Below are 24,273 nucleotides of genomic sequence, written 5' to 3'. Positions count from 1 at the left end.
CTGCCCCAAACCCCGATAGCCAAACGGCCCTCGAGGATGCCAAAGTGCATCCTCGAGGGCCGTTCCGCTTGCCAGGGTTGGGAACTGATAAGAACCTAGGCGCGCATCTCCGCACCGAATTTCTCGCTGGCCAGTTCAGCAGCCTTGAGCCGAGCCTCGCTGGCCTCCTCATCGGTCAGGGTGCGGTCAGCCGCACGGAAGAGCAGCTTGAAGGCCAGGGATTTGCGGCCCTCCCTCAACTGCTCTGAACGATAGATATCGAAGAGTTCGACGGACTCCAGGAGCGGGCCGGCACCCTCCTCAACCACCTTGCGGACCTTCTCCGCTGGGATCTCCTCCTCCACAACCAGGGCGATGTCCTGATGCAGGGCAGGGAAGGCGGAGAGCACCGGGGCGGGCAGGGATTCCCGGACCGGCAGAGCGGAGATGTTGAGCTCCATGGCGCAGGTGCGGGCCGGCAGCTCCAGGGCCTCAAGCACCTTGGGATGGAGTTCACCGGCGTGGCCGACAACCTGGCCGTCGACAAGCAGTGCCGCACAGCGACCGGGGTGCCAGGGCAGTTCCTCTGTGTTGATGACCTCAAGATCCACATCGGCGGCACGGGCCACGATGCGGGCAGACTCGATGGCATCGGCGAAGGTGTAGGCCCTGCCCTCACCCCAGGGTCCCTCGAGATCCAGCAGGCCAGTACCGACGGTGGCCACATAGAGCGGCTGATCCGGCAGAGTCTCCAGGAGCTCGGTGACCGTCGCCGCATCGGGGCGCTGCGCCACCGAGGGCATCGGGGACTTCGCCCCACGGGCGAAGGAGACCTGCTGCAGACCGAAGAGGGTGACATCCCTGGTGCCACGGGCGACATTACGTCCCAGGGAATCCAGCATGGAGGGCAGCAGGCTGCTGCCCAGGATGGCACGGTCCGATTCCAGGGGGTTCTGCACCTTCACCACATTGCGGCGCGGATCATCAGCCTCCAGGCCCCAGACATCGAAAGTGTCATTGGCGATGAAAGGAGTGGGCAGAATCTCGGCATAACCGTTGTAGGCCAAGGCATGGCCGACCGCACGGCGACGCTTCTGTACCGGGGTGAGGCCACGGCCACCGACCGGGGTCGGCAGGATGGTCGGAATGGCCTCCAGGCCCTCCAGACGCAGGACCTCCTCCACCAGGTCAGCGGGCATGCTGATGTCATTGCGCCAGGTCGGCGGGGTCACCGACAGGGTGCCCTGACCATCGGTGTCCACGGTGCAGCCAACTTCTCGGAGACGGGCGATGACAGTGTCCTCGGAGTACTCCACACCTGCCAACTTTGAGGGATGGGAGGTCGCCATGGTGATGGTCGGCATGGCCGGAACCTCACCGACCAGGGTGCGACCCGCCTCGATGGTGCCGCCGGCGATCTCCACCAGCAGCGTGACCGCCAGATCGAGGGAGACCTCGACGATGGCCGGATCCACACCGCGCTCGAAACGACGGGAAGCCTCGGAGCTGAGCTTATGGCGGCGGGAAGTCCGGGCCACGGTGATCGGATCCCAGATCGCGGCCTCGAAGTAGACCTCAGTGGTCTCATCAGAGATCTCGGACCTGGTGCCACCCATGACACCTGCCATGGACTGGATGCCGCTCTCATCACAGATGACGACATCTTCGGCACCCAGTTCACGCTTGACATGGTCGAGGGTCTCGAACTTCTCCCCCGCTGCAGCGTTGCGGACCGTCAGGTTGCCCTGGATCTTGGCGGCGTCGAAGGCGTGCATCGGCTGACCAAGCAGCAGCATGACGTAGTTGGTCACGTCAGTGGCGGCATTGACGGGTCGCTGCCCGGAAAGCATGAGCTCACGCTGCAGCCAATAAGGGGACTCTGCCTTCGGGTCGATACCACTGACCTTGCGCAGACCGAAGCGGATGGCCTTGGTCTCCTCGCGCAGATCCACCTCGATGAGAGTGCCCTCGACTGCCGGTGCCGCCAGCTCGATCCCGGCGACACTGGTGTCCTGGGCCGGGTCAGCGAAGGTGAGGTTGAAGGCGGAGGCCAATTCACGGCTCAAGCCACGGGCGGAGAGGGCGTAACCGCGGTCCGGGGTGACATTGACGTCGAAGACAGTGTCATCCAGTCCGATGAGCTGGCGCACCTCATCCCCGGGCTGGCCGTAGTCAGCGGGCAGGGTGATGATGCCGGAATTCTGCTTCTCGGTCAGACCCAGTTCCGAAGCAGAGCAGATCATACCGGCAGAGGTGCGGCCATAGGTCTCGCGGGCGGAAATGGCGAAATTACCGGGCAGAACCGCACCGGGCAGACAGACCACAACCAGGTCGCCCTCAGCGAAGTTGCGGGCACCACAGACAATGGACTGCAGCTCGCCGGTGCCGTTGGCATCACCGACGTTGACATGGCAGTGGCGGATCGGCTTCTTGAATTCGGTGAGTTCTTCGATGGTCTCAACCCGGCCGATCACCAGCGGGCCGGTGGTCTCCGGGATGGTCTCATAACCCTCGGTCTCGAAACCGACGCGGACATAACCGGCATCGAGTTCCTCGGAGGTCACGGACCAGCCGGGGTTGGAGTGGCCGAGCAGCCCCGTCACCCAGTTCTGTGCGATGAGCATGGTGAATCTTCTCCCTAGTTAAAGAGTTGTGGGTGGACGGGGTGCTAGGCGCGGACGCCGAAGGGCAGGGTGAAGCGGACATCGCCCTCCACCATGTCGCGCATATCGGAAAGACCGTTGCGGAATTGGAGGGTGCGCTCCAGGCCCATGCCGAAGGCGAAACCGGTGTAGACCTCGGGGTCGACACCGACGGCGGTGAGCACATTCGGGTTGATCATGCCGCAGCCACCCCACTCGATCCAGCCGGCACCGCCCTGCTTGTTCGGGAACCAGACATCCACCTCAGCGGAGGGCTCAGTGAAGGGGAAGTAGTTGGCACGCATCCGGGTTTTAGTTTCCGGGCCGAACAGTGTCTTGGCCAGGTGATCCAGGGTGCCACGCAGGTGAGCCATGGTCAGCCCCTTGTCCACGGCCAGGCCCTCGATCTGGTGGAAGACCGGGGTGTGGGTGGCATCCAGCTCATCGGTGCGGAACACTCGTCCCGGGCAGGCGATGTAGAGGGGGACATCACGGTCGAGCATGGAACGGATCTGCACCGGGGAGGTGTGGGTGCGCAGCACCTGGCTGGACCCCTCCTCACCGACGTGGAAGGTGTCCTGCAGGGTACGCGCGGGGTGATCCGGCAGGAAGTTCAAGGCGTCAAAGTTGAAGTACTCGGCCTCAACCTCAGGGCCCTCCTCGATCTCCCAGCCCATGCCGAGGAAAATATCGGCGATCCGCTCACTCAGGGTGGTGATGGGATGCAGCGCACCAGTCTGACGGCGGGTGGTGGCCACGGTGACGTCGATCTTCTCCGCCCGCAGCGACTCCTCCAGGTGCTTGGCCTCCAGGACCACCTTCACCTCGGCGAAGTGCTTCTCGACGCGGCCCCGTGCCATATTCACCAGGCGTCCGGCATCCTTACGCTGATCCTTGGGCAGGGTTCCCAGAGCACGTCGGGCCTGCGGGATCGGCGAAGCCTCACCGAGGTGAGCCCGGCGGGCCTCCTCCAGCTCATCCAGATTCTGGGCCGCATCAAAAGCGGCCAGGGCCTGCTCGGCGGCGCCGTTGAGCCCCTCCTCGGTCAATTCGATTCCGGGGTTCTCAGACTTGTTCTCAGACACCGTGTCTTTTCCGACCCTTCACTACTCGTTGATTCCCACTGTTGACCCGATCATCATACCCACCACCCCGGACCCGGCATTTTATCGCCACCCAGGGGCATGCTTTGCGACGCCCAGACCGCGGGGGCGGGGTCCTACTGCTGCTGTGCGGCGGCCGCACTCTGGATGCGGGCCGACTCATAGAGACAGATGGAGGCAGCGGTGGCCAGGTTCAGCGACTCGGCACGCCCCCGAATCGGGATGCGTACGCGGTGATCTGCTTTGGCCAGCAGCTCCTCCCCCAGCCCGTGGGCTTCATTGCCGAAGAGCCAGGCGGTGGGCTGGGCCAGCAGTTCATCTGCATCATCAAGCTCCACCTCACCATCAGCGGTGGTGGCCAAGATATTCAGGCCCTTGGCACGCAGCTGACCGAGCACATCATCAATATTGCTCTGCCGGGCCACCGGGATATGGAAGAGGGAACCTGCCGATGCCCGGGACACCTTCCCGCCGAGCGGATCGACGGTCTCACCGGCGAAGACCACGGCATCGGCCCCCATGGCATCGGAAACACGGATCAGGGTTCCCGCATTACCCGGCTCAGCGGTGGCCACCGGCACGCTGACCAGCTTCGGGCGACCCTGCAGCGCCTTGCCCACGGTCCACAACACCGGCTTGCAGGTGGCGAAAAGCCCGGTGGTGGTGACGGTGTCGCTGAGATGGTCAGCAGCACGCTCAGTGATCGGGTGGACATAGACACCCATGTGGCCGGCGGTGATCAGGATCTCGCGGAAGCGTTCCGCAGCTGGCTCAGTGACAAAGACATCCCGGGCAGCACCGGTGGCCACCGCAGCCTCCACGCTGTTCTCCCCCTCCACCAGGAAAATCCCGGCCTTCTTGCGGGCGGCGGCGCGGTGCAGCTTGGCGGCGTTGACGATACGCGGGGTGCGCTCGGTGAATGCTTCGGTGAAATCCAGGTTCATGCCCTCCAGAATAGCCTTCACCCCACCCCGACTGAGGTGTCAGGGCGGGGCGAGGTGATTGAAGAGGATGAGTGGGTCAGGCGAGCGGCACGCCAGTGGCATCCGTGGCATAGCGACCATGACGCACCAGGATCATGATGAACTCGACGAAGGCCCAGACCCCCACCGCAAAAATGAAGATGATACCGATGCCCACAATGCTCAGGACAATACCGATCAGGTAAAGGGCCAGCTGGGTGGCGCCGCGCTTCATGTAGCCCAAATAGAAGTTGTGGACACCGAAAGGGCCAAGGAAGAAAGCCAGCACTGCGGCAATGATCATCGACTTCTGCCCGTACTGTGCGGGGCTATAGGACTGCTGGGGCTGCATCTGGCCGTAGTTCTGCTGTGGAGCCTGCGCGAAGTTCTGGAAACCAGGGTTCTGCAGGGGCTGTTGATAAGCCTGCTGATAGCCCTGATTCTGGGGGTTATAACCCGGCTGGGCGAAGGGAGTCGGACCCTGAGGGTTGATGGGCAGACCGTCCTTGTCGTACATCGGTCCGCCATTGGGATTCGTCATCGGTATCTCCTTATTTTGTGCGGTTTCTTTTTGTGCGGTTTCAGATTTCCACCGACGTGCTCCTGCGTCGGGTTAATAGTCTCGCTTAATAGCAAGCATAACCGGCTCTTTACTGGGTGAGACTGCAAGTGGAGTAGCGAATTGAAAAGGTTTAAATTTTCCTCTCCTGATAATTAGCTCTAAAGGGTGTCTCGGCATCACGTTTGCAGGTTGCGGGATCACCCCTCACAGAGCGAGGAGTTGACCACTGCTCTGATCAGCCTCCATTCCAGTGGGCTGAGGAAAAAATAAGGTGCCTCACTGGTACCTATTTCCCCCACTGTGCGATGACATGAAAAAGGGGCGGCTGTGCCATATGAGACGCTCAGGATGAACGAATAAGGCGCACCCCTCACATGTTGGAGGAGGTGCGCCTTTCACGGCCTTCGCTACGTTTAGTCAACAGGGCCGATTTCCCCTATTTAAGCGGAATCCTACGTGAATCGGTGGAGAATGCCCCGCCCCGAACCACGATCATGATGAAGTCCACCAACACCCAGACCCCGAGGACAGCCACCATTGGGATGCCGATGATAGCTCCGAAGAAAGTCGCCGTCAGACCCCAACCGACGATGGCCAGGATCAGCTGACCGATGCCCCTCCCGGTGTAACCGAGATAAAAGTTGTGGATGCCGAGAGTGCCCAGGAAGAAACACAACAGGAGGGTAACCAACCAGGACTTCTGCTCCTGGTAAACGGGGGCATAACCCACCTGGGGCTGCATCTGGGCAAATCCCTGCTGCTGGCCATAGCCGGGCTGCTGCATCGGGTAGGGCTGCTGACCGTAGCCCTGATTGAACCTCTGTGCCGGGTCATGGGGGAACCCGTCTTGGCCATAGGGCTGATTGTCGAAAGAATTACTCATGTTCTTTTCCTCTCGCGCCGGGGTTTCCCGAGCGGGATGCACCCTGAGGGCAGGTATGTCCGTCCAGCGAGACTCATCACCTGCTGGACATCAGTTTCAGTATGTTAAGAAACTGTGCCTTAGCTGAGCATGTTCCACAACTTCATGTGATTAAACCCACCCGCGACCCCTAGCAGGACCGGGACTGCTTCACCCTCCTTGCAGCTGGGTAGGCGCGGTCACGGATCGAACTCCCCTGCCGACCAGAACCTCAGAACCGACGTGGCTCTCCCCCTGCGTTCCACCGGTGCGGTTAGAGATCACCCCCGCCCGACGAGAATGTCCATACAAGGCCCGCCGACTTCCCGGCCCCACATCTCCACCTTGAAACTGAAACTGCTTTCCAAAATTGGGAAAACTGTTAAATGAAGCTGGGAGCCACATCCCAGCCATACTTCCCCTCAGGCGATCCAAACTGGCAGCTCATGAGAAGTGGGGGCGGGGGCCATCATCACCGATGGCGTCTTGAGGAAAAGGTAAATTATCGCGTTTTAGATAATTTATCCCTACTTAGATTAAAACTACTATTTTTCTACGCAAAATTAAGTGGAGGTTTCAGGATGATTCTTTAAACTTAAAACATGAACAGGCATTACGTGGTAACTCAGGTCCAAGACTCGGAGTAGTGCATTCTCGGTGTCTTCGATCATCTGCGAGAAGCCCAGAGACTGGTGGAGAAAACATCTATCAGTGTTCACGGGATCCCCGCGATCGAGGTATGGGAGGACGATCGGGTGCTTTATGATGAAGTGCCAGAAATGGTCGTGTACACCGTTTACCTGCATGAAGACGGGGAGATCAGGCTGTACCAGCATGTGCAGCGGACTCCTCCGATACGTGCCACAGTCGTGGTCAACCACAGCTCCATCAGAGCCGTCGGCACCGACCGGGATGAGGTACTCCAGAAGGTTGCCGAAGCTACCCCGGGGAAATAGCAGACCAGAGGTGGCACCATTGCAACAGCGCCGTGCGGGCCCCACGGTGTTCGTCGAGACTCTGAACCTGATCCCACTTCCGGTCCATCTTCAGCCCGTGCGCAATGTAGACCACGGTGGGTTTCTGGTCAGCGAACATGCGCACCTGGCTGGCAACGTACTCGGCGTACAGTATAGGGAAGGCCGGTAGGTGGTAGCCAAAGTTGATGCCCTCGGCATCCAGGAAGTCACTGTGCAACGTGTTGGCTGCTTCCAGTTGGTCAGTGTGCACCTGATCCACTGCCAGGTTGCCATTTCATGCAGCCCCCAACGTCTTCTGACTCTGACAGTTGCTTAGGCTGGTGTCACTACACCCCGTCGGTCACGACTGAAAACCTGGGGCAGCGGGTTGAGTTTTCATGGCGCACTCACCGAACTCCAGACCGTGGTCATCCAGCTCTGGGGGTGTTGTCAGCACTACGGACGAGTCTCAACCTAATATAAAATATCCCTAGCAGTTTATTCTCGGACGATGCCGTTCTCAGTGAGGATCTGCTCCAGGAGGGCTGGGTGGTCGTCGCGGGCCTGCTCGAGAGTGAGCCATCCATTAGCGATGATTACCCCGGCAGCATTGGCGGCACAGGAGTTTTCCCTCAGCCCGATATCGGGGAAGTTTTCCGCTGCGAGGACTCGAAGGCGGCGCAGCAGTTCGTGGCCGCTGGGCCAGTCGAAGGGGTCAGTCTCGGTGTCGTACACGAGCTATAGCTCTCTCAATTCAAAAGCTTTTGAGTTTGACGCCGGAAACTCGTTCTACCTGCAAATATTGGAAATGGCTCCTAAGCTTTTGTTTTGGGAGAGCTATAGTTTCCTCCTGTGTGATGGCGGCTTCCGAATACCCACACCACGGTGTGCGCCGAGAATCCCCCCCCCCCCCCCCGGGCACCTCTTCAAGATGAGGAACTCGAGAACGAAGCTCGGGGGAAGCGCAGGAGCATCGGGGTTCAATGAACGGAATTTAGATGCCGATAATCTCGCCGTCGGCGGCAAGGTGGTCTGCCCAGTTATCGATGTGGGGGTTTTTTCGCAGCAGGGCACGGCGTTGACGTTCAGTCAACCCACCCCACACCCCAAAGTCCTCCCGGTTGTCCAATGCGGTGGCCAGGCACGGCTGCCGCACAGGGCAAGGCCGGCAAAGTGCGGCCGCCCTGCGTTGCTCCGCACCCTGGACAAACAGTGCATCAGGATCATTTTGACGACACCGGGCCTGGGCGATCCATTCCTCCGACTCCGGGGAGATCTCCTGACTACCTGTCCTGACAGGTTCCTGCCACATAGGAACAGTGCGCTGCTGGCCAAGGTAAAGCGATGCGGTCATCGTGAATTTTTCCTCCGTGGAAAACCTGGATTAAATATACTTTTTCCTGAGAAACCGAATCATATTAGCTAAACCTGAGAGTGTCGACCCATAGGACTTAAGAGGGTGGCGCTGGATGCGCATACGCAGCCCCCGGCGCCACCACGAATTAGTCGGCCATGCTTGAACTGCCCACTATCGGATGGTTGACGATTCAAGATTACTTCTGGTGGATATCCCGGGAACGCAAAAAACACCACATGAACAGGGTTTATCCTGTGCATGTGGTGTTCAAGCAAAGACTGTTGACGCCCTGGGACGCAATAGCTGAGTTTAGGCAGCCTTCGGAGCGTTGACATCCTCCGGCAGGGCAGCCTTGGCAGCCTCGCAGATTGCGGAGAAGGTTGCGAAATCGTTGACCGCCAGCTCGGCGAGGATCTTGCGGTCGACATCGATCCCAGCAAGGCGCAGGCCCTGGATGAGACGGTTGTAGGTGATGTCGTTCATGCGAGCTGCAGCGTTGATACGCTGGATCCAAAGCTTACGGAACTCGGACTTACGCTTACGGCGATCGCGGTAAGCGTAAGTCATGGAGTGCAACCACTGCTCCTTGGCCTTACGGTAAAGACGGGAGCGCTGGCCACGGTAGCCCTTGGCGGACTTCAGGATTTCGCGACGCTTCTTCTGGGCGTTAACTGACCGCTTGACACGTGCCACGGTGATACTTCCTTAAAACGTTTGGTGGGGGGTGGGTGGGGCAGGTGACTTAATTAAGCCTTGCCCAGAAGACGCTTCATACGCTTGACATCGGCCGGAGCGACGTCAACGGTGCCCTTAAGGCGACGGGTGCGGGTGGAGGGCTTGCCCTCGAGCAGGTGGCGACGGCCGGCCTGCTCGCGACGCAGCTTGCCGGAGCCGGTGATCTTCACGCGCTTGGCGGTACCCTTGTGGGTCTTCTGCTTCATGAGAATTAAGTCCTTAATCCCTGTAGTAGTTAGTTATTAGTTCTTGCCTTTGCGCAGCGGACCGATAACCATGGTCATGTTGCGCCCATCCTGCTTCGCGCGGGTCTCAACGGTGCCGAACTCGGCAACATCTTCAGCCAGACGCTCGAGGAGGCGGTAGCCCAGCTCCGGACGCGACTGCTCGCGGCCACGGAACATGATGGTCACCTTGACCTTGGATCCCTTTTCCAGGAATCGGATCACGTTACCCTTTTTCGTCTCATAATCGTGAATATCGATCTTGGGACGGAATTTTTGCTCTTTGACGACAGTCTGCTGCTGGTTCTTGCGGGACTCGCGGGCCTTCTGGCCCTCCTCGTACTTGAACTTTCCGTAGTCCATAATTTTGGCGACCGGCGGCTTGGCAGTAGGTGCGACCTCAACCAAGTCGAGATCGGCGTCGTATGCGAGCTTGCGGGCATCTTCGGTGCGGACGATGCCAACCTGCTCACCACTCGGTCCAACAAGACGGACCTCGGGAACTCGGATTCGCTCATTAATGCGAGCTTCAGCGCTGATGTGTACTCCTCAAGTAGCTGGGTAGAATTCACGTACCTCGCCACAAGTGGAGAGCTTCATCTAAAAAATCCCGTACACCTCAGAGGTGTACGGGAGATCTTATTGTGCCTGGTAGTTGAAAACCGGGGAGCCAAATGACTCCCGAGTGTAAACTACTGGCTTGAACCTGTGTCCAACCGAATCACTCCGGCGGCTTAAGGTGGGAAGATCTCCTCTTGCGACCCAGGCCATGAAATGCTGCCCGGGCGGTAGTGACCCATACTTTAACATCACCATCTGCGATACGCAAATTCAGCCGTTCAATAACCCGGGCGGAGATCATGACGGTGTTCCAGCACCACCTGCGCCCCTGCCCCACCTTCACAGACGAAGGATCCTTGACCAGCTGGTTGGCAGTCAACCAGGTACTCCTTGCCGGTCACCGGACTGGCGACCCGCAGCTGCTGCGCAGCTTTGGTGCCGGCACTTCCCTTCATGGCGATCGCAACATTCTCAGCGAAGGGGCAGCTGGTGGCCTCGGTGGCGCTGAAGATCCGCCAGTTCACATTTGCAGCACACTGCTTCGCTGCGGCTGGGGCCCTGTATAACGGGGCGCTGGATTCAGCTGCGCTTGTTGCCGGGGCACTCTTTGCCACCGTTTTTTCCTCGGTGACCGGAGTGTCGGCAGACACCTCGGCCACCACCGGTGTGGGTTCCGCAGGGGCACTGGAGACGATGACCACCGTGGAGGTTTCCACGATGATGCTGGTTTCCGCGGACGGGGGCGCCGGAGCTTCACTGGGTGCCGGGGGCGCGGGAGGCGCGGGCGTCGTCAAGCTGGGTGGGGAGGCCTGGTCGGCGCTGCTGACCTGCTGGGCGTAGAGCATCGCCGAGCCCAGGATGAAGAGGCCGAAAATCAGGATCAGCAGGGCGAGGATACGACTGTGGTTGCGTTTGCGCGCGACCTTATAACGGCGGCCATCCCAGGGATTCGTCGGGGAAGGCGCCGCATATCGGAACCGGACTTCGGAAGCAGGGTCAGAAAACCCGGAGCCTCCCGACTCTTCCGGATGATGCGGGTTCGACGGCATGCCCTGATTCTAATGAATAGGATCTCAATCCTGAAAAGATATCCCTTTCCCTGCCCCACTGACCGGGATTCGCGCTAGCGTCCTCAGATATGAGTGAGCACAGGATCAGCGGACTCGAGCTGAGGACCGCATTAGCGCGCTTGAATGCGGCCGAGGATGCCATCGCAGAGGTGAAGGCATCCCTGGCAGCACTCACCGAAGAGAGCTTATCGACGCCCACCGTCCACCTGACCCCGGTTGCACCACAGCAGGCCCCGATGCCTGCACTGGCCGGACCCCGGCCTTATCCCACGGTCCGCCAGGGACCACCGCCACCCAGACAGGCTCCCCCACCCCCGACAAAACCGCGGAAGCCGCCGCTGACGCTGGAGCAGAAGGTCATGCGCGGCATCGCCATCGGTGGCGCGGTGATCACCCTGATCGGTGTGGCCCTCCTGATTGCCCTGGCCATCCAGCTGGGGTTGCTCGGCCCCCTGGCCAGGGTGATCGGCACCGCTCTTCTCGCCACCATTCTGCTGGGCATCGGTATCCGCCAGATCATGCTGGAGAAGCCCAATACCACCGGTGCCAATGCGCTGATCATCACCTCCTATCTGATCTACTCGCTGCTGACCGTCACGTTGGTCCACTGGCTGGAGTGGTGGCCGGAACTGCTCGGTGCTGTCGTGCTCATCATCATTCACAGCGCCTACCTGGGCATGGCCCGCTACTTCCACATGGAGTGGCTCTCCTATGTGGTGGCCGCGATCGGCGGAATCCTGGCCCTGACATACTTCGACGCGGCGCCCGATACCTGGGCGATCGCCAGCCTGCCGCTGATCACCCTGGCCTCCACCTACCGTTCCAACTGGGGTTGGACCCGCATGATCGCCGCCCTCGCCATGGTGCTGCTGCATCTGTCCCTGCTCGGCACCTGGCAGGACAACCTCAACACCTTCGGCGCCATCCTGGCCACCGTCTCCGCCCTCGCCCTGCTGTGGGTCAACCTCCAGGATCCGCTACCCGAGGAAGGGGAACAGTTGCCCCGGCCGCGGCAGAGCACCAATGAGTGGATCTCCCAGCAGGAGCCACTCACTTTGTCCCACCGCCTGATTCAACTGGGTCTGGCTGCTGCGCTGTTGCCACTGATCTCCCTCAACGCCGATGACACCTACTGGGTGTGGCTCTCCCCCATCGCCGCCTTCGGTTTCCTCCTGATGGCGCTGAAGTACGGGGAGCGAGCCAGCACCGTCCTCTCCCTCAGTGCCCTGCCCTTGACCTTCCTCCCGCTGTGGTGGCTGACCCAGCACAGTCCCCTCCCCCTGCAGGAGTGGGAGGGCCCCTCAGTCATCATGGTCTTCCTCGGCGTGGGGATCCTCATGGTGTGGTGGTTGTCCCGGCAGGAGAGTTTCGGCCGTTCCCCCTGGGTCTGCTGGCTGGCCGCCACCTTACTGATCACCGCTTCCCTGGGCTACGGGGCGGCCTTCCGGGAGCCGCTGGTCATCTCCGGGTACCAGAGCATCATTCTGGCGCTGTTGCTGGCGGCCTTCATCACCAGGGTGCTGCTCAGCGCCCGGGTCTTCAGTATCTTCGACACCTGGGAGCAGGTGTCGGGTGGCATCGCGACGCTCTATCTCTCCATGCTGGTGGTCGTCACCTTGAGCACCAATGTCGACTTCTACCTCGGCGGTGATGTTCAGCCCTGGACCGGCTACTACTTCGGTCATGCCCTGGTCTCCATCATCTGGATGGTCCTGGCAGCCTGGGTGCTGCTGGCCCGGAACCCGCTGAACAATGACACTGCCCTGGGCATCGGGTTGATTCTGGCGGTGTCCGCCACCGTGAAGCTGGTGTTCTTCGACCTGAGCGCTCTGAGTGGGGTGCCCCGGGTCTTTGCTTTCCTGGTCTGTGGTGTGGTGCTGCTCGCGATCGCCACCATCCGCAGCCGCCGTAGCACTGAACCTGAGCAGCCGAAGGGGGCGGCCGAGGTGTCTTCCCCGAGCAACTGAACAGACGTAGAGTGAATTCATGAGCACTGCCGCACGAGGCAAGCGCCCCACCCTGCCGGAGGCTCAGAAGTGGGCCGTCCGGCGGGGCACCCTACTGGCCTGGTGGACCCTCGCCTACCTCGCAGTGGACACCGCCGTCCTGTTCCTGATCAAGGGCAACTCACAGGCCATGCAGGCCGCCTGGATCCAGGACCTGCTGGGCATGATCCCACCCCTGGCCTTTCTCATCGGTATGCGGATAGCGCGGAAAAGAGCCACCGCAGACCACCCCTATGGCTTCGCCCAAGCCATGGACATCGCCCACCTGATCTCCGGAACCGCACTCCTGGGCTTCGGTGGTTTTCTCCTCTATCAGTCAGCCATGACGCTGCTGCAGGGCGAGCGCCCCGATATCGGCATGTTCTCCCTCCTCAGCTTCGATATCTGGCAGGGCTGGGTCATGATCGCCTTCATGTTCATCACCCTCTTCCCGCCCCTGATTCTGGGCCGGTTGAAGATGAAACCGGCGAAACTGCTGCACAATAAGGCCCTTTTTGCCGACGCCCAGATGAACAAGGCCGACTGGATGGCCGGGCTGGCCACGATCATGGGGATCACCGGCATCGGCCTGGGGTTCTGGTGGGCTGATGCGATCGCCGCGGCCATCATCTCCCTGGACATCCTGGCGGATGGCTTCAAAAATCTCCGGGGCTCGCTGACCTCCATGGTGGAAGCCGTCCCCAAGAGCCTGGGAACCACAGAGCCCCACCCCGTGCCGGCCCTGGTCAATATGCGTCTGGCCGAGCTGCCCTGGGTTCGTGAGGTGGGCAACCGGACCCGCGAAGAAGGACAGTACTTCCATGTCGATGCCTATGTGGTTCCCCATCACCCCGAGCAGATCACCGCCACAGAACTGATGAAGGCACGGGAGATCTGTCGCAACCTGCATTGGAAGATCAAGGATGTTTCCCTCATCCCGGTCACGGAACTATCCCCCCTGCTGCGGGTGGACAGGGCCACTCGTGAGGATGCGGAGCATTCCGAGCTCTGAGCACCACCCCCTGCCGGCGAGGGGAGCACCTGGCTCAGCGAGCGAGCATCTCCTTGAGGAAGCTACCGGTGTAGGAGCCCTCCACCTCGGCGACCTGCTCCGGGGTGCCCTCCGCGACGACGGTGCCACCACCGGAACCACCCTCCGGCCCCATATCCACGACCCAGTCAGCGGACTTGATCACGTCCAGGTTGTGCTCGATGACCAGGACGGAGTTGCCCTTGTCCACCAGTCCCTGGATGACCAGCATCAGTTTACGGATGTCCTCGAAGTGCAGGCCGGTGGTCGGTTCATCAAGGATGTAGATGGTGCGGCCATTGGAACGCTTCTGCAGTTCAGCTGCGAGCTTGACGCGCTGCGCCTCACCGCCGGAGAGCGTGGTGGCCGCCTGCCCCAGGCGGACATAGCCCAAACCGACGTCGACAAGCGTGGCCAGGTAGCGGTGGATGGAGCTGATCGGTTCGAAGAACCCGGCAGCTTCAGAGATGGGCATGTCGAGGACTTCGGCGATGCTCTTGCCCTTGTAACGGACCTCGAGGGTTTCGCGGTTGTAGCGGGCACCGTTGCAGACCTCGCAGGGGACGTAGACGTCCGGCAGGAAGTTCATCTCGATCTTGATGGTGCCGTCACCCCGGCAGGCCTCACAGCGCCCACCCTTGATGTTGAAGGAGAAACGCCCCGCCTTGTAGCCACGCACCTTGGCTTCGCTGGTTTCGGCGAAGAGGTTGCGGATCTTGTCGAAGACACCGGTGTAGGTGGCGGGGTTGGAACGCGGGGTGCGCCCGATCGGTGACTGGTCCACCTGCACCAGTTTGTCCAGGTGGTCCAGGCCCTCGACCCGCTTGGCGCGTCCGGGGACCTGGCGGGCCCGGTTGAGGGTGTTGGCCAGCTGCTTGGCCAGGATCTGATTGATCAGGGTGGACTTGCCGGAGCCGGAGACACCGGTGACACAGGTCAACACACCCAGGGGCAGAGTGACATCGATGTCGCGGAGGTTATTCTCGCGGGCACCCACTACCTTGAGCACCCGTTCGGGGTCGATCTCACGGCGGTTCTCCGGCACACCGAGAGTGCGGCGCCCGGAAAGGTAGGCGCCGGTCAGGGAGTTTTCTGCCGTGAGAATGCCCTTGGGTTCACCCTGGTAGACCACCTCGCCACCGTACTCACCGGCCCGGGGTCCGATATCGACCAGCCAGTCGGCGGACTTGATGGTGTCCTCATCATGTTCCACCACAACGAGGGTGTTGCCCAGGTCGCGCAGCTTCTTCAGGGTGGCGATCAACCGCTGGTTATCACGCTGGTGCAGACCGATGGAGGGCTCATCAAGGACATAGAGCACGCCCGCCAGGCCGGAACCGATCTGGGTGGCCAGGCGGATGCGCTGCGCCTCACCACCGGAAAGCGTGCCGGCCGCCCGGTTGAGGGTGAGGTAGGACAGGCCCACATCGTTGAGGAAGCGCAGGCGGGCCTGGATCTCCTTGAGCACGGCACCGGCGATGATCTTCTCCCGCTTCCCCAGATCCAGGGTGTCCAGGAAATGGGCGGCGCGTTCGATGGACAGTGCGGTCAGCCCGGCGATGGAGAGCTCACCCTCGGAGGTCGACGCCAGGCGTACCGCCAGGATCTCCGGCTTGAGGCGGGTGCCCTCACAGGTGGGGCAGGCGATCTCACGGGTGTAGGCCAGGAAACGTTCCTTGGCCTTCTCGGATTCCGCCTCCTCCAGCTTGCGGCTGATCCAGCCCATCACACCCTCGAAGGGGGCGGTCCAGCTGCGGACCCGGCCATAGCGGTTCTTGTAGCGGACACTGACCTCCTTCTTGGTGCCATAAACCAGCGCCTTTTTCTGGGCGGCACTCAGGGAGGAGTAGGGGGTGTCCGGCTCGAAGTCCATGGCCTTGGCCAGACCCTCGATCAGCTTGGCGAAGTAGCTGTGGTTGGGACTGGAGTTCCAAGGCTGCACCGAGTCGGTGACCGGGGCATCCGGGTCCGGGATGATCAATTCGATGTCGACCTCGGTGCGGGTGCCCAGGCCATCACAGTCCGGGCAGGCGCCGTAAGGCGAGTTGAAGGAGAAGGCCCGCGGTTCCAGCTCATCCAGGGCCAGGGCATGGCCGTTGGGGCAGGAGATCTTCTCCGAGAAACGACGGACCCGCTGCGGATCATCCTCAGCCAGGTCGATGAATTCAAGCACCACCACACCATCGGCGATGCCGAGGGCGGTTTCCACCGATTCGGTGAGGCGCTGCTTCTGGGATTCCTTGACCTGGAGACGGTCGACCACCACGTCGATATCGTGCTTGATCTGCTTCTCCAGCTTCGGCGGATCAGAAAGCTGGTGCACCTGTCCGTCCACCCGGACACGAGAGTAACCCTGGGACGCCAGGTCGGCGAAGAGGTCGACGAACTCACCCTTGCGGGTACGCACCACCGGCGCCAGGACCTGGAACTTCAGGCCCGGCTCCAGGGCCAGGACCTGGTCGACGATCTGCTGCGGGGTCTGGCGTTCCACCTTGGCATCACAGACCGGACAGTGCGCGCTACCGGCGCGGGAGAAGAGCAGCCGCAGGTAGTCATAGACCTCGGTGATGGTGCCCACCGTGGAACGCGGGTTGCGGTTGGTCGACTTCTGGTCGATCGCCACCGCCGGGGAAAGACCCTCGATGAGGTCCACATCGGGTTTGTCCATCTGCCCCAGGAAGAGACGGGCGTAACTGGACAGGGACTCCACATAACGGCGCTGCCCCTCAGCGAAGATCGTGTCGAAGGCAAGCGAGGATTTACCGGAACCCGAGAGCCCGGTGAACACCACCATGGCGTCACGGGGAAGGTCGACATCGACATTCTTCAGGTTGTGTTCACGTGCTCCTCGCACGATGAGACGCTCAGCCACGGCAGTATCCAACCCTTCATTTCTGCGGAAAATGTCTTTCGAACATACCAACGATCAGGCGGTTTTCGCCATTCACTGAAGTCTATCTGTGCAAGCCCGCACCAGTTGCCCGGGACCTCGGTACGCTGGGCCGTATGAGCAATGAACTCTCCCTGCACCGTGTCTCCGTGTCCGAGATGGACAATAACTGCTACCTCCTCGCCGCCGGCGAAGAAGGACTGCTTATCGACGCCGCGGACAACGCCCCCGCGCTCCTCAAACTCGCCGAGGAGGCCGGGGTCAAGATCACCGCGGTGCTGACCACCCACCGTCACGCTGACCACACCCGGGCCCTGAAGGAGGTGCTCGAGGCCACCGGCGCCACCCACTACGGCTCTTTCCTGGATGCCCCCGCCCTGCCTGTCGCCCCGGATGTGGAGCTGCAGGAAGGCGATGTACTGCCGTTTGCCGGCCATGAATTCCCGGTGAGCATCCTGCGGGGCCACACCCCGGGCGGTGCAGCCATCACCGCCGAGATCAAGGGCACCACCCATCTCTTCGTCGGTGACAGTCTCTTCCCCGGTGGCCTGGGTAAAACCTCCAGCGAAGGTGACTTCGTTCGTCTCTTCAATGATGTCAAGACCCATCTCTTCGAGCCCCACCCCGATGATGCGGTGGTCCACCCCGGCCACGGCAAGGACACCACGCTAGGTGCGGAACGTCCGCACCTGGACGAGTGGTACGCCCGACGCTGGTAAGGGGCGGGGTGGTGGAATCCCACCCTCCCTCATCGCTGAGAGCGAACATTGACCCCCATCCCAGCTGCTCAGTCCGCGAACTTCCCCGATCACCCCTCGCGGCGGGTGCAAAGTCGTTAAAATCGACTGCAACGATAGGCAGCTATTTCATCTAAGGAGCAAAATTCATGATCCGTAAAATCGCCCGTCCGATGCTCGCCTCCGTCTACGTCCTCGATGGTGCAGACACCCTGCTCAACACCGATGCCCATGTCGAGGGCACTGAAACCCTCCTCAAGCGGGTTCGCTCCGTTCTCCCCCGCCGCTATGCCAAGAAGCTTCCCCGGGATCCGGAGCTGGTGACCCGCGTGGTTGGTGGCACCAAGGTCGGCGCCGGCTCCCTGCTGGCCCTGGGCAAGGCACCGCGTTTCTCAGCCGCCACCCTGGCACTGCTGACCGCCCCGACCATCCTGGCCCGCCATGCTTTCTGGGAGACCCAGGACAAGGAGGAGAAGCAGGCCCGCCGCAACGGTTTCATCACCAATATCGCCCTGCTGGGCGGCCTGGCCATCACCAGTGTGGACACCGCCGGCAAGCCCGGTCTGAAGTGGCGTGCCACCAAGGCCGCCGAGGTGGCCAACAAGAAGGTCCATGCTGCCCTGCCGACCAAGTCTGAGACGGAGAAGACCACCGAGCAGCTCACCGGCACCGCCCAGGAATGGCTCGATGATGCCTCCACCAAGGTTGGGGAGTACGCCCACAAGGCCCAGGACTACTACGAGGACAACAAGGAAGACTGGCTGACCACCGCGCAGGTCGGTGCCGCCAAGGTTGGGGAGTACGCCCACCTGGCCCAGGATTATTGGAAGGGCAACAAGGACGATTGGCTGACCGCCGCCCAGGACAACGCCAAGACCGCCCGTTCCGGTGCCGTGAAGGCCGCCACCAAGGCCCAGGAGCGTGCCAACACGGCACTGGCTCGCGCCGAGGATGCCAGCGGTCGCGCGAAGAAGCGCGCTGATAAGGAGGCCGGCAAGTTCCAGGAACGTGCCGACCAGGCCATCGCCCGCGCCCAGCGCAAGATCGGTGACCTGCAGGGCTGATCCCCCACTTCTTTCCGAACCCCCTCCGCCTGGGTTTCAGGTGGAGGGGGTTCCTTGCCGTCCTGAGCTTTGTGCAGGGCCTGGCAGCACCCCCCACCCCGGGGAATCTGCCGCAGCATTAAATCGTTGTAGACTTATACCCCACTTTCGGGAGAGCATCCCGGATCTTTTCTTTGAGGAGGACGACCCTTTGGCCGCGGAGGATGAACTGAAGGTCGAGCAAGAATATATCGATGACCTTTTCGCCCGACTCGATGATGAGGTGACCCAGGCGAACGCCCGCCTGCAGGAAGTGATGCTGCGGGTCGACCCCTCCAACCCGGACCCTGAGGCGCTGGTTCAGCGCGAGACCGAATACCACGGACTGAACGCCCGCCTGGACCGTCTCAATATCGCCCAGCTGGGACTGGTCTTCGGCCGCATCGATGTGGCAACCGATGATATGGAGAACCCGGTACCTGGCAGTCCTGGCCTGGATCGTCGTTATATCGGCCGCATGGGGCTGCTGGACCGGGAGGACGGTTACCGCACTCTCCTGCTGGACTGGCGTGCCGATCAGGCCCGCCCCTTCTACCTGGCGACCACCGCGAACCCGGAAGGTGTGCATGTCCGCCGCCATATCCGCACCCAGGGCCGCAAGGTGCTCGGGGTCGATGATGAGTTCCTCGCCGGTGAGTCCGCCGGGGTGGAACGCACCGGGGTGGGTTCGGAGTCCGCGCTCTACCGCGCCATGCAGCAGGCTCGTTCGGGGCATATGCGCAATATCGTGGAGACCATCCAGCGTGAGCAGGACCAGATCATCCGTGACGCCACCCGCGGCGTGATGGTGGTTCAGGGTGGCCCAGGCACCGGTAAAACGGCGGTTGCTCTGCATCGTGTGGCTTACCTGCTCTACACCCACCGCGATCAGCTGGCCAAGACCGGTGTGCTGATCATCGGCCCGAACCGTACTTTCCTGGACTACATCTCCCGGGTCCTGCCGGAACTCGGTGAAACCGGCGTGGTGCTCTCCACCCTCGGCGAGTTCTACCCCGGGGTGTCCGGTACCGCCCCGGAATCCCTGCTGGCCCGGGAAATCAAGGGTTCAGCGGAGATGGTGGAGATCCTGCGTGAGGCGGTGAAGGACCGTCAGGTGCTCCCCGATTCCCCGGTGGAGCTGCGGGTGGATTCCCTCACCCTGCTGGTCGACGTCGCGATGGTCAAGGCCGCACGCACCCGTGCGCGCCGTTCCCGCCAGCCCCACAATGACGCCCGGAAGATCTTCCGGGAACACCTCCTGGAGCAGCTGGCCCAGCAGCTGGCCCAGAAGATCGGCGCGGATCCCCTGGGCGGGAAGAACCTGCTCAGCCGGGCTGATATCGATCAGCTCCACGATGACCTCGCCGAGGAGTACGCCGTGGCCGACCTGCTCGATGAGTTCTGGCCTGAGCTGGAACCCACCGAGGTGCTGCGCGGACTGCTGGAGGATCAGGAGGCGATCGCCCGGGCCGCCCACGACTATGACGAGGAGACCCAGGCGGCACTCTACCGGGAACCCGGTTCCAGATGGACCCCCTCGGATGCCGCTCTCCTGGATGAACTGGCGGTGCTGATCGGCATCCCCGACCCGGAGCAGGCCCGGGCCGCCGCCGAGGCGGCACACCGTGAACTGATCGAGGATGCCCAGGATGCCCTGGATATCCTGAGCAGTTCAGACTCCACCGATAATGATGATGATCAATATGAGGCTGAGATTCTTTCCGCCCATGACGTCATCGATGCCGAGACCCTGGCCCAGCGTCAGGAGGTGCGCGATATTCGTTCCACCGCGGACCGCGCCCGGTTGGATCACACCTGGGCTTATGGCCATGTGATCATCGATGAAGCCCAGGAGCTCAGCCCCATGGACTGGCGGATGGTGATGCGTCGCAGCCCCTCCCGCTGGATGACACTGGTGGGCGACACCGCCCAGACCGGCTCCCCCGCCGGGGTTGATTCCTGGGAGGAGGCGCTGGAACCTTATGTGAAGACCCGTTTCCGCCATCATGAGCTGAGCGTGAACTACCGCACCCCCGCTGAGATCATGGTCGTGGCAAACCAGATCCTGGCCCGGATCGACCCAACAGCCCAGCCGGCCACCGCGATCCGGGAGTCCGGTGTCCAGCCGGAACAGCTGCCTGCCGACCATGATCCCTGGGAGGTGGCCGCCCGTCGTCTGGCCGAGGATGCAGAGCGACTGGTGGCGATCATCCTGCCCCAGGACCACAACCATGCCCGGTCTAAGGGGGCGGACCCTGCGATCCAGGTACTCGGGGTCAATGACATCAAGGGCCTGGAGTTCGACCATGTCATCGTGGTGGATCCCCTGGGCATCATCGAGCAGAGCCCCCAGGGTTGGCAGGACCTCTATGTCGCGGTCACCCGTGCCACCCAGACCTTGAGCCTGATCGGGGAGATCCCCCAACCCGCGGAATAGCCTGTCCTGCGCGGCCACGGTCGACCATGTGGACAGAACTAGAGATAAAGGAGCGGGTTAGCGCATTAATCTCCTCCCCGGTACCTACCTGCCAGAAGTGGGTAGTACATCCGCGATGGCGGATTGGGCGGTGTCATGGGCGAATTGGAAACCGGAGTTTCGCAGCACCTCCGGCTGCACCCTCGCATCAGAGAGCAGCAGCGCATCGGCGGCCGAACGTCCAATCCCGAGACGCAGTGCCCACTTGGGGGCCGGAAGCAGGAAGGGACGCCGCATCCGCCGCGCGAGGTCTTTGCCGATCTCATTGGCACTTGCCGGAGTCGGACCGCTGAGATTGACGGGGCCGACGATGCCCTCATCGATGATGTGCCGGATCGCCCGGACCTCATCCTCCAGGGAGAACCAGGGCCAGATCTGCCTGCCCCCACCGAGGGGACCACTCACTCCGAACCTGGTGAGCAGGATCAGCGGTTTGAGCACCGCCTCGGGGTGCAGCAGGGATGCGGTGCGCAGCAGCGCCACCCGGGCCTGCGGACCAGCCTGCAGCGCCGCCGCCTCCCAGTCCACACAGAGCTGGGCCAGGAAGGAATCCCCCGGGGTGCTCTCTTCGGTCAGGGTTTCCCCGGGGCGATGCCCGTAGAATCCGGTTGCGGAACCGGAGAGGAACATCGGGGCATCCCCACCCAGCTGGCGGATGGCTTCGGCAAGAGTGCGGGTCGGCAGCAGACGCGATGTCCGAAGCGCCTCCCGGTAGCTACGGGTCCAGGGAAGCTTCCCGATGCTGGCCCCATTGAGATTGACCACCGCGTCAGCACCTGCCAGGAGACCTGGGTCGAGTTCCCGGCGGCCGGGATCCCAGAACACTTCATCGGCTTCGCGGGGCTGCCGACGAACCAGCCTGATGGCCTCAATGCCATCAGCCCGTAGGGAACGTACGAGCGCGGATCCGATCAGTCCGGAAGAACCGGAAATGATGATCTTGGTGGGGGCCATTGTGCTGCCTTCTTTTAGCTCCGGTGGAGAGGTTCCAGCCTGTGAAGCCGATGTTATACCTCAGCCCGCAATCCCGGGGCGGCTGGAATAGCGGTGCCCACAAAGAGTGCGGCCGGCTCAGCGGAAAATAGGGAAAGAGGATGGTTTCAAGCTTCCACACTTGAAACTCCCCGATTCCTTTATTTCTTGGGGGCCTTCTGCTTCCACAACACCCCACCCTGATGATCTCGGATGACCACCCGCGGCTGGCCCTTGCCGGGCTTGAGGTTGATGGAGACGTCGAGTACCTCAGAACTGTCCGTGCCCACCACCTGGTAGCGGCAGGTGGTGTTGCTCAGGTCGTGCATTTTCAGCATGGAGTCATGGAGCCAGGAGTTGCGGCGGCGCAGCCCGATCAGTTCCTTGTGCGCCCGGAAAATATCAGCCCCCAGTTCACTCAGCTCCGAGGGATGCTCGGGGAAGGCTGGGCGCACCTCATCATCCCCACCGACCTGCTCACGTTTGATGCCCGTGTAGCCCTGTTCGTCCCCGGCGTAGATGGAGGGCACCCCACCGATGGTCATCAGGATGGCCAGTGCGGTCACCGCGCCCTCCACCCCGAGGGTGCTGGTGATCCGGGTGACGTCATGATTGCCGATGAAGGTCTGCGGCACGAAGGACTCCAGGAACTCGTCATGGCGCTGCAGGGTGTGGTCCAGTTCGTAGAGGTTATTCTCCTTGATCGAGGACCAGATCCCCTTCCACAGCTCATATTGGGTGATGGAATCCATCTTGGCGTCCCAACTGAACGCGGAGTAGTCCCCGTGGATGACCTCACCGAGGAACCAGACATCTGGATGTTCCGCACGCACCCTGGGCAGCACCTCATCCCAGAATCCGGGATCCACCGAGTAGGCGGCATCCAGCCGCCAACCGTCAATTCCACGTTCCAGCCAATAATTGAGAACCTCAACCGCATGGTCACGGGTGCCGGGGTCAGCATGGTTGAGGCGTACCAGGCCCTCATGTCCCTCAAAGACCCGCGGCTTCGGCCCACCTTCAGCTTTCCAGTCAATGTCGAAGCGGGCGGCTTTTTCACTGTCGGGCCCTTCGGCAAGGGCCTGCAGCAGGTCGGGGTGCTGGTCACCGACATGGCTGAAAACCCCGTCCATCACGATGCGCAGTCCACGCTGTTTGGCTTCGCGGAGCAGTTCATCAAAGTCCTCCACACCGCCCAGACGGGGGTCGATCTTGAGCTGGTCGAGCACATCATAACCGTGGGTCTGGGAGTGACAGACCGGCCCTAACAGCAGCCCATTGATGCCCAGTTCCACGGCATAGTCGAGCCAGTTCAGCAGAGTGCGCAACCGCGGCTGGGGCTGGGCATCGGGTTCACGGATGGGTGCGCCACAAAAGCCGAGCGGGTAGATGTGCCAGAAAATTGCGTGCTCGCTCCAGTCCACGGAAGCCTCCAGATTAAATCTCGGGTACAGATACCCCCGAGACTAGTTCACCTGTGCCAGTCAGCGCCCCTGGCGTCACCGAGATGCTCATCGATGTCCACCCCCGGGCCGGGGAGACAAAAACTCCCGTGCCCCAAGGGGTCACGGGAGTCTCGTTAAAGCCTGAGTGCTTTAGTTGACGGTGTGGACGATCATCACGTCACAGTCAGACTGGCGGGCGACATCAGCCGGGACAGAGCCCAACAGACGGCCGGTCAGGGAGTTGATGCCACGGTTGCCCACCACGAGAAGATCAGCATTGTTGTCGGTGACGATGGACATCAGTGCCTGGACGGGAGTACCGGGGCGAACCGCAGTCTCGATCTTGCTCACGCCGAACTGCTTGGCGTGAGCTGCAGCGGCCGCCAGGTTCTCCTTGGCCACCTCATCGCCGAGGACGGTGACCGAGTCCTGACGCAGAGTCTTGGAGGCATCCTCCTTGGACTCGTAGAATGCCACGCCAACGATGAGGGTTGCGTCAAAAGCGGCGGCAATCTTGGCGGCGCGCTCTACCGCCAGCAGGGAGGACTTGGAGCCGTCGGTACCGACAACAATCTTTTCGTAAGTCTCGCTCATGGGACCCTTT

General features: G+C 61.8%; 22 protein-coding genes. 6 read left to right on the top strand and 16 right to left on the bottom strand.

The features are described from left to right. Positions 1–95: 95 nt before the first annotated feature. From pheT to COCCU_RS06565, 5 genes are all read right to left on the bottom strand, one after another. Positions 96–2,603 (bottom strand): phenylalanine--tRNA ligase subunit beta, encoded by a 2,508-nt coding sequence (pheT, locus tag COCCU_RS06585; protein ID WP_156230775.1) that lies wholly within the window; start codon positions 2,601–2,603, stop codon positions 96–98. A gap of 44 nt (positions 2,604–2,647) precedes the next feature. Next, a complete protein-coding gene (pheS, locus tag COCCU_RS06580) occupies positions 2,648–3,706 on the bottom strand; it encodes a phenylalanine--tRNA ligase subunit alpha (protein WP_156230774.1) in 1,059 nt (352 codons plus the stop codon). A gap of 134 nt (positions 3,707–3,840) precedes the next feature. After that, positions 3,841–4,668 carry a TrmH family RNA methyltransferase gene (locus COCCU_RS06575; protein ID WP_156230773.1) on the bottom strand — a complete coding sequence of 276 codons (828 nt, stop codon included), beginning with the start codon at positions 4,666–4,668 and terminating at the stop codon, positions 3,841–3,843. A gap of 76 nt (positions 4,669–4,744) precedes the next feature. Further along, positions 4,745–5,227, bottom strand: a complete 483-nt coding sequence (locus COCCU_RS06570) for a TM2 domain-containing protein (protein WP_156230772.1) — start codon at positions 5,225–5,227, stop codon at positions 4,745–4,747. A gap of 457 nt (positions 5,228–5,684) precedes the next feature. Beyond that, on the bottom strand, positions 5,685–6,131 hold the full coding sequence (locus COCCU_RS06565) for a TM2 domain-containing protein (RefSeq protein ID WP_156230771.1): 447 nt from the start codon (positions 6,129–6,131) through the stop codon (positions 5,685–5,687). Positions 6,132–6,841: 710 nt separating this feature from the next. Here COCCU_RS06565 and COCCU_RS06560 point away from each other — a divergent pair. Continuing rightward, the gene (locus tag COCCU_RS06560) at positions 6,842–7,105 is read left to right on the top strand and encodes a hypothetical protein (RefSeq protein WP_156230770.1); all 264 of its coding nucleotides are present in this window, start codon (positions 6,842–6,844) and stop codon (positions 7,103–7,105) included. Here COCCU_RS06560 and COCCU_RS06555 read toward each other — a convergent pair. The 7 genes from COCCU_RS06555 to COCCU_RS06525 all read right to left on the bottom strand — a co-directional run bounded on the left by COCCU_RS06555 (position 7,089) and on the right by COCCU_RS06525 (position 11,031). After that, positions 7,089–7,376 carry a hypothetical protein gene (locus COCCU_RS06555; RefSeq protein ID WP_156230769.1) on the bottom strand — a complete coding sequence of 96 codons (288 nt, stop codon included), beginning with the start codon at positions 7,374–7,376 and terminating at the stop codon, positions 7,089–7,091. The two genes, COCCU_RS06560 and COCCU_RS06555, sit on opposite strands and share 17 nt — an antisense overlap. A 227-nt stretch (positions 7,377–7,603) precedes the next feature. Then, positions 7,604–7,840: a hypothetical protein gene (locus COCCU_RS06550; RefSeq protein WP_156230768.1), complete on the bottom strand. Its 237-nt coding sequence runs from the start codon at positions 7,838–7,840 to the stop codon at positions 7,604–7,606. A 259-nt stretch (positions 7,841–8,099) separates the two neighbouring features. Then, positions 8,100–8,417 (bottom strand): WhiB family transcriptional regulator, encoded by a 318-nt coding sequence (locus tag COCCU_RS06545; protein WP_231598924.1) that lies wholly within the window; start codon positions 8,415–8,417, stop codon positions 8,100–8,102. 354 nt (positions 8,418–8,771) lie between these two features. Continuing rightward, positions 8,772–9,155: a 50S ribosomal protein L20 gene (gene rplT / locus COCCU_RS06540; protein ID WP_156230766.1), complete on the bottom strand. Its 384-nt coding sequence runs from the start codon at positions 9,153–9,155 to the stop codon at positions 8,772–8,774. Between the two features lie 53 nt (positions 9,156–9,208). Further along, entirely contained in the window at positions 9,209–9,403 is a 195-nt protein-coding gene (gene rpmI, locus COCCU_RS06535) for a 50S ribosomal protein L35 (RefSeq protein WP_040085755.1), read from the bottom strand. A 36-nt stretch (positions 9,404–9,439) separates the two neighbouring features. Then, on the bottom strand, positions 9,440–9,961 hold the full coding sequence (infC, locus tag COCCU_RS06530) for a translation initiation factor IF-3 (RefSeq protein WP_156230765.1): 522 nt from the start codon (positions 9,959–9,961) through the stop codon (positions 9,440–9,442). A 299-nt stretch (positions 9,962–10,260) separates the two neighbouring features. After that, positions 10,261–11,031 carry a hypothetical protein gene (locus COCCU_RS06525; protein WP_156230764.1) on the bottom strand — a complete coding sequence of 257 codons (771 nt, stop codon included), beginning with the start codon at positions 11,029–11,031 and terminating at the stop codon, positions 10,261–10,263. A gap of 89 nt (positions 11,032–11,120) precedes the next feature. On the opposite strand from COCCU_RS06525, the gene COCCU_RS06520 reads away from it, so the two are divergent. Both COCCU_RS06520 and COCCU_RS06515 read left to right on the top strand, forming a co-directional pair. Continuing rightward, positions 11,121–13,019, top strand: coding sequence for a DUF2339 domain-containing protein (locus COCCU_RS06520; RefSeq protein WP_156230763.1), 1,899 nt, complete (start codon positions 11,121–11,123; stop codon positions 13,017–13,019). A gap of 19 nt (positions 13,020–13,038) precedes the next feature. Then, a complete protein-coding gene (locus COCCU_RS06515; protein WP_156230762.1) occupies positions 13,039–14,049 on the top strand; it encodes a cation diffusion facilitator family transporter in 1,011 nt (336 codons plus the stop codon). A 34-nt stretch (positions 14,050–14,083) separates the two neighbouring features. On the opposite strand, the gene uvrA is transcribed toward COCCU_RS06515, so the two are convergent. After that, positions 14,084–16,939 (bottom strand): excinuclease ABC subunit UvrA, encoded by a 2,856-nt coding sequence (uvrA, locus tag COCCU_RS06510; RefSeq protein ID WP_156230761.1) that lies wholly within the window; start codon positions 16,937–16,939, stop codon positions 14,084–14,086. A gap of 134 nt (positions 16,940–17,073) precedes the next feature. On the opposite strand from uvrA, the gene COCCU_RS06505 reads away from it, so the two are divergent. From COCCU_RS06505 to COCCU_RS06495, 3 genes are all read left to right on the top strand, one after another. Next, positions 17,074–17,676, top strand: coding sequence for an MBL fold metallo-hydrolase (locus COCCU_RS06505; RefSeq protein ID WP_156230760.1), 603 nt, complete (start codon positions 17,074–17,076; stop codon positions 17,674–17,676). Positions 17,677–17,843: 167 nt separating this feature from the next. After that, positions 17,844–18,758, top strand: coding sequence for a DoxX family protein (locus COCCU_RS06500; RefSeq protein WP_156230759.1), 915 nt, complete (start codon positions 17,844–17,846; stop codon positions 18,756–18,758). Positions 18,759–18,948: 190 nt separating this feature from the next. Beyond that, positions 18,949–21,213, top strand: coding sequence for a HelD family protein (locus COCCU_RS06495; protein WP_231598895.1), 2,265 nt, complete (start codon positions 18,949–18,951; stop codon positions 21,211–21,213). 84 nt (positions 21,214–21,297) lie between these two features. Here COCCU_RS06495 and COCCU_RS06490 read toward each other — a convergent pair whose 3' ends face one another. From COCCU_RS06490 to COCCU_RS06480, 3 genes are all read right to left on the bottom strand, one after another. After that, complete coding sequence (locus COCCU_RS06490) at positions 21,298–22,206, bottom strand: TIGR01777 family oxidoreductase (RefSeq protein WP_156230757.1); 909 nt, start codon at positions 22,204–22,206, stop codon at positions 21,298–21,300. A 179-nt stretch (positions 22,207–22,385) separates the two neighbouring features. Then, positions 22,386–23,648 carry an alpha-amylase family protein gene (locus COCCU_RS06485; protein ID WP_156230756.1) on the bottom strand — a complete coding sequence of 421 codons (1,263 nt, stop codon included), beginning with the start codon at positions 23,646–23,648 and terminating at the stop codon, positions 22,386–22,388. A 171-nt stretch (positions 23,649–23,819) separates the two neighbouring features. After that, positions 23,820–24,263: a universal stress protein gene (locus COCCU_RS06480; protein ID WP_156230755.1), complete on the bottom strand. Its 444-nt coding sequence runs from the start codon at positions 24,261–24,263 to the stop codon at positions 23,820–23,822. Positions 24,264–24,273: the final 10 nt, after the last annotated feature.

This window comes from Corynebacterium occultum, from assembly GCF_009734425.1.
Classification (GTDB): domain Bacteria; phylum Actinomycetota; class Actinomycetes; order Mycobacteriales; family Mycobacteriaceae; genus Corynebacterium; species Corynebacterium occultum.
This window is presented reverse-complemented; position numbering and strand designations above follow the sequence as displayed.